The sequence below is a fragment of the Peredibacter sp. HCB2-198 genome (assembly GCF_045999315.1).
Lineage (GTDB): Bacteria > Bdellovibrionota > Bacteriovoracia > Bacteriovoracales > Bacteriovoracaceae > Peredibacter.
The window spans coordinates 1,249,799-1,263,471 of sequence record NZ_CP174607.1 but is presented as its reverse complement, the minus strand read 5'-3'; the positions used below and the strand labels follow the sequence as shown (position 1 = coordinate 1,263,471).

Here is a 13,673-nt window from a genome sequence, read left to right as displayed (position 1 = left end):
CTATTCTTCCGATAAAATAAGCATATGAAGAAGCTTATTTTAACTCTCCTCCTCCTCTCTACCTCTGGCTTTGCTGCCGATGAAATTAAAGAAATCAGTGACGATGAACTGAATAAGAAACTTATTTCAACAGTTAAAGATTTTGAGGTTGAAGGCGCTCTCGAACAATCTGCCGAGTTTAAAGAATGTAAGGAGATGAATAAGTTTGATTCCTCTTTATCTGAGGCCCAAAAACAAGCAAATGCTGAAAAGGCCGCTGATTGTATTAAGAAAAAACTCTCCTCTAAAAAAAGTGCTGAAGATCTCGCAAAACTTTCGGACGCACTTGGGCTTCAAAGCTACGGGCTGGTGAATTCTAAATCAACCAAGGACATCACTGAATACTTCGGCGATAAAATGTACAAGGCCCTCACTGGTGTTGATCGCCAGGAGAAGGACTACAAAAAACTTGCCGAGGCCATGAAGTTTAAAAATCGCAAGATGGTGGATCAAAAAGTTTTCATTCAACTCTACCGAACGCAGTTGATGAAAAACAGTATGTTTGAAATTTCTCGTTTTTGTTTTGAGAATTTTAGACGGAGCGACTCCGAAGGCAAGGAAGTTGATCCAGAAGGTAAAAGTTTTGGTGAGTATTGGAAGGATTTTTTTACGAACAATCCTCCTCCTTCTCAAGGTGCCTCTGAAGCAGAGAAGATCGGCTACTCAAGCAGGTTTACAGATACAGGCTCAAAAGGATTCGGATCTCTTTCAGATAACAGTTCGAAAGATGCCATTTATCAAAACATCTTTCAAAGTCTCGATGTAAATCAGACCGAAAAGTTTCAAATCGTAGAAACATTCTTCATGAACTGTGCCATGCAAATTGTTCCACTCTGTAAAGACTTTGAGAGTAAGCCCACCCCAGGTGGTCGAGGGGCAAACGCCTGTCTAAGCAAAAACAAAACACAAAAATATCGTAAGGCGATTACGGACGCTAAGAAGATCATTGAAGGTATGGAAAAAAACATGGACGGAAGTAATTCCGGCATGAAGCTCACCGACCTACCAGAGTTTTATGATGGGGCCCAAGAAGGTGCGAATTCCATTGATAGCCTTACCAACTATACTTCTGCTGACTTTGTGGCAGATGGAGTTCCTTCCGATGATCGGTTAAAAAAGAAACAAGAAGAATGTTCGAAGAATCCAGAGAACGCAGACTGTGAAGACTTCATCGTAGTGGATGACTCCCTCTCTAAGGTAGAGCACACCATGGACATGGATCTTCGCATGAAGAAGGAAGTTGAGATCGCTCGAGTGAAGGCCCTGAAAGAGGCCGACAGTAAAAAACTTGAAGAATACCTCACGGAAAATGGGTATCTAGATCTTCTCGATAAATGGAAGAAGGACCCTAATCTTAATATCGAGAATGAAATTGGAAATATCTTCGAAGCACGTCGTGTGGCGGCCCTGGATGAATTAAAAAAGAAAATGGGCTCACGCCAGATGACGGCGGACCAAGCTGGTGAAGGAAACAAAAAAGCAGAGGCAGTTAAGGCCAGTGTTGAGGCCTCTAAGGAAGAGCGCGCGAGGCTCGCCCAAGTGGTCATGTTCAACAACATCATTACTGGTTACATTGGACTCTCTAATAAAAAAGGCGAACAGCTCGGTCGAAATATTAACGTGCTTAAAAAAGAGACTGAAGGACTTGAGACCGCCAACGTTGATAGCTCATTATTTGAGAATTTAAAGACCACGGTTGAGGGAGAAGAGACAGTGAAAGGCGGCCTATTCGAAGATGCTGTGATTCTGGATAATATTCTCGGGAAAAGCGGCGATTCTAAATAGACTTTACCCAGATAAACACACGGTTCTTACCGGCCTGATCTCCACCTTGGGAGCGGCTTTCAAAAATAGTCGCCTCACCTAAGGTCGAAACTTTTGTCATAAAATCTTTGAGATTATTCGAAGGCACCATCAGGTTAAAGTATAACCCACCTGGAATCTGCATGCCTGGCTTAACGTTGTCCACCTGAGCAATGCCATACTTCTTCATAAGGGGAAGAATCCTCTCTCGAATCGCAGAGGGCTCAACTGAGGCCATGAGAATTCGATAGGCCTTTTTGTTAGAAGAAGCGTAAGAACTATCGCGATAACCACCTTTCTGAGTTTCTTCGTATTCTGATCTTTCAGTTTCAGCTTCTCCAAAACTTTTAGGAACGTTCTCCACTGAATCTAGAACGACCACATCTGATTCGGGATCATAACGGGAACCCAGGCGCTCATCCGTGAATACTTGCTGGGCCTCGATCCTTTCCAGCTCTTCCAATTCCTTATTTGAAAGATCAATCTGCTGTTTCGCGAGAAGATCTTGTTCCTGATAAGAAAGGGTCTTATCGAGCCAGAAAAAGTTTGGCTCAAAGAGTGTGATCTTATTCACAAGATAATCTTCATATAGCTTATTGGTATTTTTCAGTGCAAAAATAATCACACTCAAAATTAAGAGGAGGATGATCACTTCCTGAAAAAAACGCAGCTGTTTTCTAAAAGCAGTTTTCTTCTTAAAATTTTCAAAGTCTACTTTAAGCGACAACATGTCCTTACGAAGTTCTTTCACAAGATTCGGCCAGTCAGGATAAAGAGTCACTTCCATATGGGCCAGGATATCATCTTCGAAAGTTCCCTTGTTCTTCGCCTCAGCACCAAGAACGGGCTCCAGATCTTCAAATTTTAGAAAGAGATTTTTTGAACTCACGTTACTAATTTGAAAATTCTCATTGATGTAATCTTCATAGGCCGGATACACCTTGATCAAGTGATCACGGAGAACGGTTGAAATGTATTTTTCTTGAAGATCAAATTGAAAAGCGATCTCACGAACCGAGCGACCCTGGTGAATAAAAGAAAAGGCCACGAACTTTTCAAACAACCAATTTAGCCATGAAATAAGGGGGCCCGATTTGGCGATCTTCTTAGCGTAATTAAATCTCTCACCCAGTTCCATGGGCTCGATTTTATCTTTAAAGAAAGATTCCCAGAAACCGCTAAAAGAGTCGGCGTAACGACCTTCCCATGCGATAGAATTGATATCGAGATCTAACCAGTTTTTAAAATGTTCAAAATCAGTTCGTACTAAAGTCATATTTTTTTAATAAGAAGAGCTATTCCTTGCCCGCCACCAATGCAGGCAGAAGAAATACCATAGTTTTTCTGAAGATGCTGGAGCTGGCGCGCCAGAGTCAGAGTAATTTTTAAACCGGTAGCACCCAGTGGATGTCCCAAGGCCACGGCCCCTCCCCAGATATTGAGTTTATCCGGAGAAATTTCCAGCGCCTTTCGACAAGCGATCACTTGAGGAGCAAAGGCCTCGTTAATTTCAAAGAGATCAATATCAGAGATTTTTAAATTTTGTTTTTTAAGAAGATTCTGAATCGCAGGTACCGGGCCAATACCCATCTTTGTAGGATCCACCCCTACTACTTCTCCAGCGATGATTTCAGCGATGGGTTTGAGGTTATGTTTTTTCACATAGTCTTCATTCGCCACGATTAGAGCACAAGCTCCATCCACAATTCCTGAAGCAGAACCAGCAGTAACAGTTCCATCTTTTTTGAAGGTCGGTTTTAGTTTCTGCATTTCTGCCAGAGAAACTTCTTCACGGAGATGCTCATCTTTTGAGCAATCAATACGATCGACTTTCACGGGTGCGAGTTCCGGTTGAATGAGACCGGCAGCATAGGCCTTATTCGCCTTTTGGTGAGACTCGTAAGCGAAAGCATCTGACTCATCTTTGGTCACAGTATATTCGTGAGCAAGAGTTTCTGCGGTCTGACCCATCGGCATATTGGCATGCTTATCATATAGAGTATCAAACAGAAGATCTTTGCTTCCAAGACCTCCATACTTAGTTCCAAATCGCGCTCCATAAGTTAAGTGCGGGGCCATGGTCATGTTCTCAGCACCAGCGACCAAAATAGCATTCGCTTCGTTGATTCTAATCAAACGAGCGGCATCTATCAGGGCCTGAATGCCAGAACCACATAAACGATTGATCACAATTCCCGGAGATTCCACCTTCATCCCTGTTTTCAGACCCAGGTGACGGCCGGCATATAAAGTGTCAGGAGTGGAAGGGATAACATTGGCAAAGATTACTTGATCAAGAGACTCCGGTGAGATCTTCGTCTCTTCTAACAGGGCCTTGGTAGCAATTACTGCTAGTTCCACCGGTGTTATGGTGCCGAGACCTCCACCGAACTTACCAAATGGAGTCCGTTTTCCCTGAACTATGAAAACTTTCCCTGGATGGTTACCCATCATTTTTTGCCTGCCTTGTGAGGGAGCTTATACCAGTATGATAATGAATAATGCCATGAAAGGCATTAGCTTTCATAACAAGGAAAAGTTGTCTATGTCAGATGGAGTAGCACAGGCCAAGGCCGCATCGACTAAAGAGATGATGCATAAACGTCAGACTTTCGAATTAAGAAAGTTAGGTGACAATTATGAGAAAGAGCTAAAAGAAGTTCGCGAGAAGAATGAAAAGGAAGTGGCCAAGGTCAAAAAAGACTATGAGGTCCAACTTGATAAAGAGAAAACAGACGCTGAAGTTAAACTTTCCAAAGTAAGAAATCAGTACTCGAAAAAAATCGAAGAAGAGACTCAGCGATTTGAAAAACTCATGGCCGATTTAAAACAATCACAAAATGATCGTCTGTCGGAAATCCAAATGGGTAACGAACAGCAAGTGGCCAATCAAGAAACAAAACACCGTGAGTACTTAGAAAAAGCTCGCCAAAAATTTGAACAAGAAAAAGCCAAGTTAGAAGAAGCGTAAGTTAGATATTTTGGTCCCCGACATCTCAATCCAGGAAGGAGAATAGATGAGTCAGAAGAATTCAGAAAATGGTGTTTATATTAACGGCAAAAGACAGGTGATCGAGCTTCTTCAAAAGATGGATTCTGCCGATAAAGCGCGCCTTTTAAAAAATCTCCGTACCCGTAACCCTGCTCTAGCAAAAGAACTAACTGAATCTTGTATTTCATTTGAAAGCATTTGGGACTTGGACGATTCATGCCTCAAGACCGTAGTGTCTCAGGTTCAACCTGCTATTCTAGGTCTTGCGCTTAGTTTGGTTCATGTGAAGAATCAGCGTCGTGCTCTATCACTTATTTCACGTGAGATGGCGTTGAAGGCGTTCGATATTATGCAAAAAGACCTGACTGGAAACCGCAACGAATGTTTCCGTGCTCAGCAGAAGGTCCTAGAGCTTGCTCTGAACCTTCACCGTAATCGCATTATTCAATTTTACTAAGATAATAATTTTTTGAATTCAACTTCGATGGCCGAAGTGAACTGATCTTCATCAATAATTGACGGATGAATGACTCGGTTCTCGGCTATCAAGTTGGACGTATTTTGAAAACGTAAGATCATTGTCGTCGCAAGTTCTGTTAACCAGTTGGGCCCCTTCTCCATCACTGTCTGTAAATCATTGGCCGGAATTTCAATTAAATGAGCGTATTGAGGCACAACTGCCGAGTAAGTATGATTCAAATCCTGAACCATAGCGCTCTCGCCTATGATGTCCCCTTCTTTGGCCATGAAAACTGGGATCAAACGGTCTTTAGAGGCCTTAAGGCACAGCACTTCACCATTCTTTACCAGATAAAGCTTTTCGGCCGGAGTGCCCTCTTTAAAAACAACGGAATGAGGTCCAAGAACATTGTTATTTTCCATGGAGAAATTCCTTTTTGATTTTGCCTTCTAGAAGCGTACCAAAACGGAGTCCATATGTGGAAATAGTAATTTCTTTAACCAAAAGACGGTGGGCCAGGTGATACACCAGGTGAAGACCGCCACGGATACTTTGTGAACGTTTTTGTAGGAACGGGAACAGTTCCAAGAATTGATCCGGAGTTGAGTTTGAATACTTTTTAAAAAGATTATCAATATCTTCAACCTTAAGCTTCAGTCCGTGAACTTCATCTTCCTCAAATTCTTTTCTCTGAAGATGCATGTTTCCTAGAGAAGTCACTGTCCCGGCAACACAGAAAAGTTCCTTCGTTTGGAACTTATCAATTGAAGTACGATAGTCCAAAAATACTTTCTGTAAATTTTGAACAAACAGATCATCATGAAGCCATTGAGATGATCTCACGGCACCAATCGGCATGCTGATTGTTTCCAATATCTGAAAACTCTTCGTGTTTACTTTAATTAGTTCCGTCGAAGCTCCACCAATGTCCATAATGGTAATGACTTCAGACTCAAACTTACTGTCGAAAAGAATGCCTTTTGTTGAGAAATAGGCCTCTGCTTCAGAAGTAATAATATTGATGTGAACTTTTAATTCATCTTCAATCTTCTTGAAAAACTCAGGAGCGTTCGCGGCCACGCGAGCGGCCTCTGTCGCAGTTGCGATAATTTTTTCTCTTGGTACCCCATGCTTATCACAGTCTTCCGCATAGGATTTAATCGCCTCATAAGTCGCTTTCATTGAATCAGGATGGAAGGCCTTATTTTTATCAAGGTCTTTACCCAATTGCGTGATCTCACTACGTTTCGCAATCTCTTTTAGTTTCCCGTGAGAAACGTCGGCCACTAAAAGCAGAACGCTGTTTGAGCCAATATCAATGGAAGCACGAACATCACTCATCATGATTGCACCACTCTTACTAATTCACCCGGATTTTTTGGATTAATAAAACCTTTCTCGCAAATGATCCCCGTGATGAACTGATGATCAGTCACATCAAAGCTTGGATTTACGGCCTGTGCACCTTCTGGTGCCAGTTTAATGCCTTTTAGTTCAGTAATTTCGTTCATGGGGCGCATTTCGATTTCAATGTGTGAGCCATTTGGGATGGTCACATCGAATGAACTCACTGGTGCCACAACATAGAAAGGAATGTTGTAGTGTTTTGCCACGATCGCCAGAGTTGAAGTTCCTACCTTATTGGCGGTATCTCCATTGGCGGCAATTCGATCAGCACCAACAAAAATAGCATCTACTTTGTTATGAGACAGAAGATACGATGCCGCACCTTCAACGACAATGCTGTATGGGATATTTTCCTTACTTAATTCAAAGGCAGTAAGGCGAGTTCCTTGCATATAAGGACGAGTCTCGTCCGCATATACATGTTCCACCTTGCCTTGTGAATTGGCGTAAGAGATTACACCGAGAGCAGTACCAAGACTGCCACAAGCAAGAAAACCAGTATTACAATGGGTCATGAGACGCCATTTACGATCACCGATTTTCTTTTTAAGTTCATCAAGGCCAATCTTTGCCATGGCCGTGTTTTTCTCATGGCTTTCTTTGATCTGAAGATCACCAAAGGCGACCAGCTTCTTATAGATATCTTGCTTGCTTTGATTTTCAACCAGAGCATTTCTCATGATTTCAAAACAACGATTCACTTCGAAAGAAAGGTTCACTGCAGTTGGACGAGCAGCGATCATTTCGTCACAAGCATTACGGCAAGAAACCACGGTCACCTCTGACTGGGCCTTCACCCAAAGGGCCATGCCATAGATGGCAGTAAATCCGATACATGGAGCACCACGAACGATCATATCTTTAATCGCCAAAGCGCAACCTTTAAGGTCCTTCACTTCAACAAACGTTTCCGTTTGTGGCAGTAAACGTTGATCTAAAAGAAAAAGTGTATCGTCTTTCCAAATGATAGGGCGGTATGTTTGGGTCATTTTTCTTCCTTCTTCCAATAAGGTGCCAAAACTTCCTTGCGAACTGGTCTCCACTTTTTATTCTTTGGATAGGCCAGAGTAACATAAGATTTATGTTTTGGTTGTGAACTTAAAGAACCTGTGATCTTAGCAGATTCACCGTTTTCTAACATCAACGAATTCAACGTAATGACGTTATTCTTATTGGAAACATTGATTGTTTGTTGTTTAGAGGTCTTGCTATCAATTTCGAATAAAGCAGCTGTCTGCTGAATGAAATCAGGTATTGCGCCTTGAATTTCTGCCAACTCAGATAAGTTAAGTTGCATAAGCCATTGGCCAGATTCCCATTCTCCATTGAGCCATCGTCCTTCCACCTTCCCATCAACATTCGCCGTTTGGGCACTAAAGAACGGAGCAAGAAAATTGTATTGAGGACCCCAAGGAAATTTCACGAAATGAGTATCCAGAGCGTTTTGCACACCCTTATTAGAATAATTTAAATCGAAAGAGGCGGTCTTATCAGTAAGTCTTGCCTGGTAGAATTTATGATCAGGTGAGCGGCCAAATTGGAAATTACCATCAATGGTCTTCTCGCCAAGAAGGGCCTTTTTATACGAAATATTTGTCGTGTAAAAAGGACCATCCGGTTCAGCGATTAGGGCCGAAACAGATTTAACTGGAGCAAGGGCAAAATTTAAATCCAACCCTGAAAAACCAAGTTCTTCCACATACTGAGAGATCACGTTCTTTTTCATGTCCACAACCGAGCGACGAAAGAAACTCGCCTCTCCTTTAGGAGTGATGAAAGAAGTTTCCCATCGAGAATCTTCAAAAACGATCTGCCACTTACCATCAAGTTTTTGATCAGGTGTAAACTGGAAAGGACCCTGGAAAGTAAGCTTTCCTTTAACACTCGCCTGTTCGGTATCGAACTGCTTATGGAAATCAATTCTACCTTGTGCCTCACCATCAAGCTTGGCGAGATATGGATTTTTAAGCTGATCGTACATGAAGTTGAAGTAACTCATCGGAAGCTCGGTAAAATTCATTCCAAGCGTTAGTTCTTCCTGAGTGGCGTTGAGCGCGCCTTCTCCGATCAGAATTTTTTCAATATAGAGCTCGACCTTTGATTTAATGTCTAAGTTTCCAGGCTTAAAGTTCGCCTTTCCGTTAATGACCAGATCTTCAATTTGAAACTTGTCGTTACTATCAATGGTGCGGAACTCTCCACGGTAGTTGAGGTTCCAACTTGCAGGATCAGGAGTGACGTCACCAAAAAGCCACAAATCTGAACGGAAAACGTTATTGCTATGAGTGATTTCAATCGGGATATTTAACTCGAAAGCAGAGTTCTTTCCGTATTGGAACTCACGCACCAAAAGTTTAGAGACCCTGAAATAACGACGCTCATTATGAATGTCTTTAATAGAAATTTCTTTTGCACGAAGGGTGTATCTTGCCTCAGTCAAATAACTCGGAAGGTTCACCGAAATCATTTGCTTGGCCTGAGAGGCACCATCGCTCACACCTTTCATTTCATGTGTCTCGTGGTGATCAATATAGATATCAAACTTAGAAAGATTGATCTGGGCGTTCCCGCGGTTCATAAAAATGAGCCACCAAGGAACTTTCAACTCCACTTCTCCGATACTACCGAGAAGTTTTCCTGATCTTCTTAACTGAATGTTTTTAAGTGTCAGGTTAAAATCTAAAGAGAAGCCATAATCAACCGTCCCTACTTCTAATTTTGTGTTCGGGTAATTTTTCTGAACTTGTTCAGTTAAAATCGCAATGAAAGTTTCCGGTTTGAGCTTTGAGTAAGCGTTATAGAGCAGTCCACCCACAATCATGAGGAGAAGGAGCCACGCAATCGCCAAAAACTTAAGAGAGATTCTCATTTATGCCTTTTGAAGTGGAGCAAACTTCACCATGAATTTCTTTCGTACTCCATCACGGAAAAGAATGGTGACTTTTTCATCTTGCCCTAGTCCTTCGGAATCAAGCACTGTTCCTTCTCCATAAAGAGCGTGAACAATTCTAGACCCTGATGGATAGTTTGAAAGATTAGCGACGGCCTTCTTCGTCTGATAGACTTTCTCTTTATAGAAGACCTCATCGTCAGATGAGTGATTTGTTTGGTCCCAGTCATCATAAGACTGAGAGTAACTATCGAACTGGGCCTTCTTAGAGCCAGTTTGGAAAAAGTCCCACTTATAGTATTTGACCGGAATCTCATGCAGAAACTGGCTTGGACCATTAAATTTCAGACTTCCCCACAAAAGTCGGCCTTGGGCGAAGGTAATTGTTAATTGTTTCATCGCTCGGGTCATGGCCACATAGAAAAGACGACGCTCTTCTTCCAATGCCACCGGTCCCACTTCCAAACTCTTATATGACGGAAAGATATTTTCTTCGATACCAATCAAGAACACATATGGATATTCCAGACCCTTAGAACCGTGGACTGTCATGAGTGAAACTTGATCAGTTGAACCATCTTCTGAAACAGTCGTATCAAGTGTGATGGTCTCAAGGAACTTCACCATATTCGGTTCGTTCTCGGAGTCCTCGAACTGCTTAATGGCACTCATGAGTTCTTCTAAGTTTTCGAGGCGCGCGGCACCTTCGTAACTCTTATCTGCGCGAAGAACTTCATAGTAACCAGATTCATTTAAAAGTTTCTCGTAGCTAAAGCTTGGAGAATGATTCTGACTTTCTAAAACCTGAACTTCCTGAATAAGATGCACGAGTTGATAAACCGCGCTTTGAACCTTTCCAGAAAGAGAAAGATGTTTAAACTCCGACGGAGACTCAACAATCTTTTCCAAGAGTTCAAAAAGTGAAAGCTGAAGTCGAACTGCCTCGTCCTCTAATTTTCTAAGGGAGGTCGCACCTACACCACGGGCAGGCGTATTAATAATACGAGTGAGTGCCAAAGAATCTTTTTTATTCACTACTACACGCATATAAGAAATCATGTCTTTGATCTCTTTACGGTCGTAGAACTTGATCCCGGCCACAACTCGATATGGGAATTTTTCTTTTCTTAAAGCGTCCTCGATGGTCCTCGAATGAGCATTGTTTCGATAGAAGACAGCGATGTCTTTTAGAGAAACTCCTTCCTGAACCAGGTGTCTGATTTGCTGACCGACGAATTCCGCTTCCGCTTTATCATCACGACATTCAACAATGCGGATCTCTTCACCTTCATCGTTATCTGTCCACATTTGCTTCCCTTTACGGGCAAGGTTGCGGGAGATAACTTCTGAGGCGGCCTCAATGATCTTTTTTGAAGAGCGGTAATTTTGCTCTAGCTTAATGAGTTTTGCTTCGGGGAATACGGTTTCGTAGTCCAGAATGTTTCTAATATCAGCGCCACGCCAAGAATAGATGGACTGATCTTCGTCCCCTACTACGCAAAGATTGCGGTGAGCTTGGCTGAGCTGAAGAATCAAATCGAACTGAGCGCGGTTGGTATCTTGATACTCATCCACCAGAACATATTTAAACTTCTGCTGATACTTTTGGAGGACTTCCGGATAGGAACGGAAGAGATTCAATACACCAGTAATGAGTCCACCAAAATCCACCGCGTTTGAGCGATGAAGTTCAGCTTCGTATTCCATAAAGATATCGAAGAGACGCTTGTCTTCAGCGTACTTTTCAACATCGGCATTGCGGGCAAGACCGATGTAGTAACCAAGGTTTTTCAGGCCATCAATAAAGGCCGCCACTGTATAAGGGGAGAGCTCTTTTTGATTGATCCCACGCTTAGTGAGAATCGCTTTGATAATGGATTGCGATTCACCGTCATCGTAGATGGTGAAGTTTTTACTAAGACCTAGGTAGGTCGCTTCCATGCGGAGAACCTTCGCACAAAAGGCGTGGAAGGTCGTGACCTGTAGAGTTCCAACATTCACTGACGTATTGACCGCCAGACGCTCACGCATTTCACGTGCGGCCTTGTTCGAGAATGTTACTGCCAGGATTTGATATGGGCTGACACGCTTCTCTTCCAGTAAGTACTGAATTCGTGCTACCAGCGTTCTGGTTTTACCCGAACCAGCACCAGCAAGTATCATGACCGGTCCATCGGTCATGAGCACTGCCTGTCTTTGAGATTCGTTCAGAAAATCTAAATTCATTATTCTACCGTTACTGACTTCGCTAGATTTCTTGGTTTATCAATGTCGGTGCCCTTAAGTTTGGCAATGTGATAGGCCAGGAATTGAAGTGCAACGTTCACGTATAGTGGACTTAGATTTGGAAGACCATTGAAATCAAGTGGGATATAAGCATCAGCAAGGTGCTCAATCTCAGGTGAATCCTTAGGACCTACAACTACCATAATTCCGCGACGAGCTTTTACTTCTTCAACGTTTGATACTGTCTTCTCAAGAAGCTCAGGACCAACTACCGCGATATTTACAATGCTCTCATCAATAAGGGCGATTGGACCGTGTTTAAGTTCACCGGCGGCATAACCTTCAGCATGAACATAAGCGATCTCTTTAAGTTTAAGCGCACCTTCAAGAGCGATTGGGAAATATTTCCCACGACCAGTGAAGATGAAACCTTTCTTCGTGTAAATTTTCTCTGCCACTTCTTTTAGAGAATCCGACTGAGCACAAAGTTCACCAATGCGGTTTGAAAGGAGTTGGATTTCAGAGAAAAGTTTTGGATCATCCAGAGTCCCTTCCATCGCACGGCTCATAAGGTAACCTGTTAGAGCTTGTAGCGTGAAGGCCTTCGTTGAAGCAACTCCAATCTCAACTCCTGCATGGATCAGGAAGTTCTTATCTGAGTTTCTGAAAAGGGTCGAGCCTTCGGTGTTCACGATTGAAAAAGTTTCGATGCCTTTTTCCTTACATAGTTCCTGACAAGCAAGGGTGTCGGCCGTTTCACCTGATTGCGAAATGAATAGACCTACTTCGCCTTTGTTAAGAATTGGTTCGCGGTAACGGAACTCAGAAGCGATATCAACATCGGCGCGCTGACGGTTAATTTGTTCAAAGTAATTCTTAATCACAAGACCCGCGTGCCAAGCAGTACCACAAGCAGTTAAGTGCCATCCTGGAGCTTTGAAGCCTTTCAGAGTATCAAGTTCTTTTCTACCTTCGTTCTTGATGTAGAAAGCAGCAAGCTTATCAACCAGGGCCGGTTGTTCATGGATCTCTTTAAGCATGTAATGCTCATAAGGACCTTTTGAAGTTGAGTCCATCGACATTGAATTTGCCTGGAACTTATAACGGCTTGAAGGAGTAAGATCTAGTTCATAGAAATTAACAGTCACATCATTTGCTGTAACTACGCCTTCACAGATCACGCCATCCTGCGGGAAATAAATTCTTGGAGCGAATCCAACCAGTGCGAATGGATCTGAAGAAACAAACGCTTCACGGTTTTCTTTGTTCTCACCAACAACCAGTGGAGCTGAACGCTTAACTGCGTAAAGCTTGTCACTTGCCTTCTCAGTGATAACGAATGCTGAGTTACCAGTAATGAGATTGAATGCTTTTGAAATGGATTGAAGAGTATTACCAGTTTGTTTGTAAAACTTTGTTAACAAAACTAGAAACACTTCTGAATCGGTTTGAGATTTAAACTGAAAGCCCTCGGCCAGAAGATCTTTCTTAAGTGATTGAGCGTTTTCAATAATACCATTGTGAACAACGGCGAAGATTTCGTTCCCGTGCGGGTGAGCATTGTCAGTTGTAACGGCACCATGAGTGGCCCAGCGTGTGTGACCGATACCGGTATTTGAGAAAGGCCTGCTCTCACCCAAGATTGCTTTCAGGTTATCGAGCTTGCCTTCTTTTTTGATGATTTGTAATTCATTATTGATCTTGAGACAGATTCCAGCTGAATCGTATCCGCGATATTCAAGACGCGATAATCCTTCAATGATAGGACCCACAGAATTTTGTGGTCCGGAATAACCTACGATTCCGCACATAAAATCTCCGAAAATTAGAGTGAAACTTAAGGGCTCCAATCTATC

The 13,673-nt window shown here is 42.6% G+C and carries 11 protein-coding genes; 3 read left to right on the top strand and 8 right to left on the bottom strand.

Annotated features, from left to right (window positions below; translation table 11 throughout):
* Nucleotides 1–24 precede the first annotated feature (24 nt).
* Entirely contained in the window at nucleotides 25–1,824 is a 1,800-nt protein-coding gene (locus ACJVC5_RS06445; RefSeq protein WP_408098549.1) for a hypothetical protein, read from the top strand.
* On the opposite strand, the gene ACJVC5_RS06440 is transcribed toward ACJVC5_RS06445, so the two are convergent.
* Both ACJVC5_RS06440 and ACJVC5_RS06435 read right to left on the bottom strand, forming a co-directional pair.
* On the bottom strand, nucleotides 1,817–3,118 hold the full coding sequence (locus ACJVC5_RS06440; protein ID WP_408098548.1) for a hypothetical protein: 1,302 nt from the start codon (nucleotides 3,116–3,118) through the stop codon (nucleotides 1,817–1,819). The genes ACJVC5_RS06445 and ACJVC5_RS06440 overlap by 8 nt on opposite strands.
* Entirely contained in the window at nucleotides 3,115–4,296 is a 1,182-nt protein-coding gene (locus ACJVC5_RS06435; protein WP_408098547.1) for a thiolase family protein, read from the bottom strand. The genes ACJVC5_RS06440 and ACJVC5_RS06435 overlap by 4 nt, the downstream gene beginning before the upstream one ends.
* Before the next feature lie 40 nt (nucleotides 4,297–4,336).
* On the opposite strand from ACJVC5_RS06435, the gene ACJVC5_RS06430 reads away from it, so the two are divergent.
* A complete protein-coding gene (locus ACJVC5_RS06430; protein WP_408098546.1) occupies nucleotides 4,337–4,813 on the top strand; it encodes a hypothetical protein in 477 nt (158 codons plus the stop codon).
* A 46-nt stretch (nucleotides 4,814–4,859) separates the two neighbouring features.
* The gene (locus ACJVC5_RS06425; protein WP_321396429.1) at nucleotides 4,860–5,291 is read left to right on the top strand and encodes a FliG C-terminal domain-containing protein; all 432 of its coding nucleotides are present in this window, start codon (nucleotides 4,860–4,862) and stop codon (nucleotides 5,289–5,291) included.
* Here the strand turns inward: ACJVC5_RS06425 and ACJVC5_RS06420 are convergent.
* The 6 genes from ACJVC5_RS06420 to glmS are packed head-to-tail and all read right to left on the bottom strand — an operon-like array spanning nucleotide 5,288 to nucleotide 13,628.
* A complete protein-coding gene (locus tag ACJVC5_RS06420; protein ID WP_408098545.1) occupies nucleotides 5,288–5,716 on the bottom strand; it encodes a Crp/Fnr family transcriptional regulator in 429 nt (142 codons plus the stop codon). The genes ACJVC5_RS06425 and ACJVC5_RS06420 overlap by 4 nt on opposite strands.
* Nucleotides 5,706–6,638 carry a hypothetical protein gene (locus ACJVC5_RS06415; protein WP_408098544.1) on the bottom strand — a complete coding sequence of 311 codons (933 nt, stop codon included), beginning with the start codon at nucleotides 6,636–6,638 and terminating at the stop codon, nucleotides 5,706–5,708. The genes ACJVC5_RS06420 and ACJVC5_RS06415 overlap by 11 nt, the downstream gene beginning before the upstream one ends.
* Entirely contained in the window at nucleotides 6,635–7,690 is a 1,056-nt protein-coding gene (gene mtnA / locus ACJVC5_RS06410) for an S-methyl-5-thioribose-1-phosphate isomerase (RefSeq protein ID WP_408098543.1), read from the bottom strand. Before mtnA ends, ACJVC5_RS06415 begins: the two co-directional genes overlap by 4 nt.
* Nucleotides 7,687–9,570: a hypothetical protein gene (locus ACJVC5_RS06405; RefSeq protein WP_408098542.1), complete on the bottom strand. Its 1,884-nt coding sequence runs from the start codon at nucleotides 9,568–9,570 to the stop codon at nucleotides 7,687–7,689. Before ACJVC5_RS06405 ends, mtnA begins: the two co-directional genes overlap by 4 nt.
* Complete coding sequence (locus ACJVC5_RS06400) at nucleotides 9,571–11,817, bottom strand: ATP-dependent helicase (protein WP_408098541.1); 2,247 nt, start codon at nucleotides 11,815–11,817, stop codon at nucleotides 9,571–9,573. It abuts the gene before it with no gap.
* Nucleotides 11,817–13,628, bottom strand: coding sequence for a glutamine--fructose-6-phosphate transaminase (isomerizing) (gene glmS / locus ACJVC5_RS06395; RefSeq protein WP_408098540.1), 1,812 nt, complete (start codon nucleotides 13,626–13,628; stop codon nucleotides 11,817–11,819). The genes ACJVC5_RS06400 and glmS overlap by 1 nt, the downstream gene beginning before the upstream one ends.
* Nucleotides 13,629–13,673 lie beyond the last annotated feature (45 nt).

Excerpts from the sequence above, each read along its gene's own strand:
- ACJVC5_RS06415 (WP_408098544.1), bottom strand. The coding sequence starts at position 6,638 with ATGATGAGTGATGTTCGTGCTTCCATTGATATTGGCTCAAACAGCGTT.
- ACJVC5_RS06425 (WP_321396429.1), top strand. The coding sequence starts at position 4,860 with ATGAGTCAGAAGAATTCAGAAAATGGTGTTTATATTAACGGCAAAAGA.
- glmS (WP_408098540.1), bottom strand. The coding sequence starts at position 13,628 with ATGTGCGGAATCGTAGGTTATTCCGGACCACAAAATTCTGTGGGTCCT.
- ACJVC5_RS06405 (WP_408098542.1), bottom strand. The coding sequence starts at position 9,570 with ATGAGAATCTCTCTTAAGTTTTTGGCGATTGCGTGGCTCCTTCTCCTC.
- ACJVC5_RS06400 (WP_408098541.1), bottom strand. The coding sequence starts at position 11,817 with ATGAATTTAGATTTTCTGAACGAATCTCAAAGACAGGCAGTGCTCATG.
- mtnA (WP_408098543.1), bottom strand. The coding sequence starts at position 7,690 with ATGACCCAAACATACCGCCCTATCATTTGGAAAGACGATACACTTTTT.
- ACJVC5_RS06435 (WP_408098547.1), bottom strand. The coding sequence starts at position 4,296 with ATGATGGGTAACCATCCAGGGAAAGTTTTCATAGTTCAGGGAAAACGG.
- ACJVC5_RS06445 (WP_408098549.1), top strand. The coding sequence starts at position 25 with ATGAAGAAGCTTATTTTAACTCTCCTCCTCCTCTCTACCTCTGGCTTT.
- ACJVC5_RS06420 (WP_408098545.1), bottom strand. The coding sequence starts at position 5,716 with ATGGAAAATAACAATGTTCTTGGACCTCATTCCGTTGTTTTTAAAGAG.
- ACJVC5_RS06440 (WP_408098548.1), bottom strand. The coding sequence starts at position 3,118 with ATGACTTTAGTACGAACTGATTTTGAACATTTTAAAAACTGGTTAGAT.
- ACJVC5_RS06430 (WP_408098546.1), top strand. The coding sequence starts at position 4,337 with ATGAATAATGCCATGAAAGGCATTAGCTTTCATAACAAGGAAAAGTTG.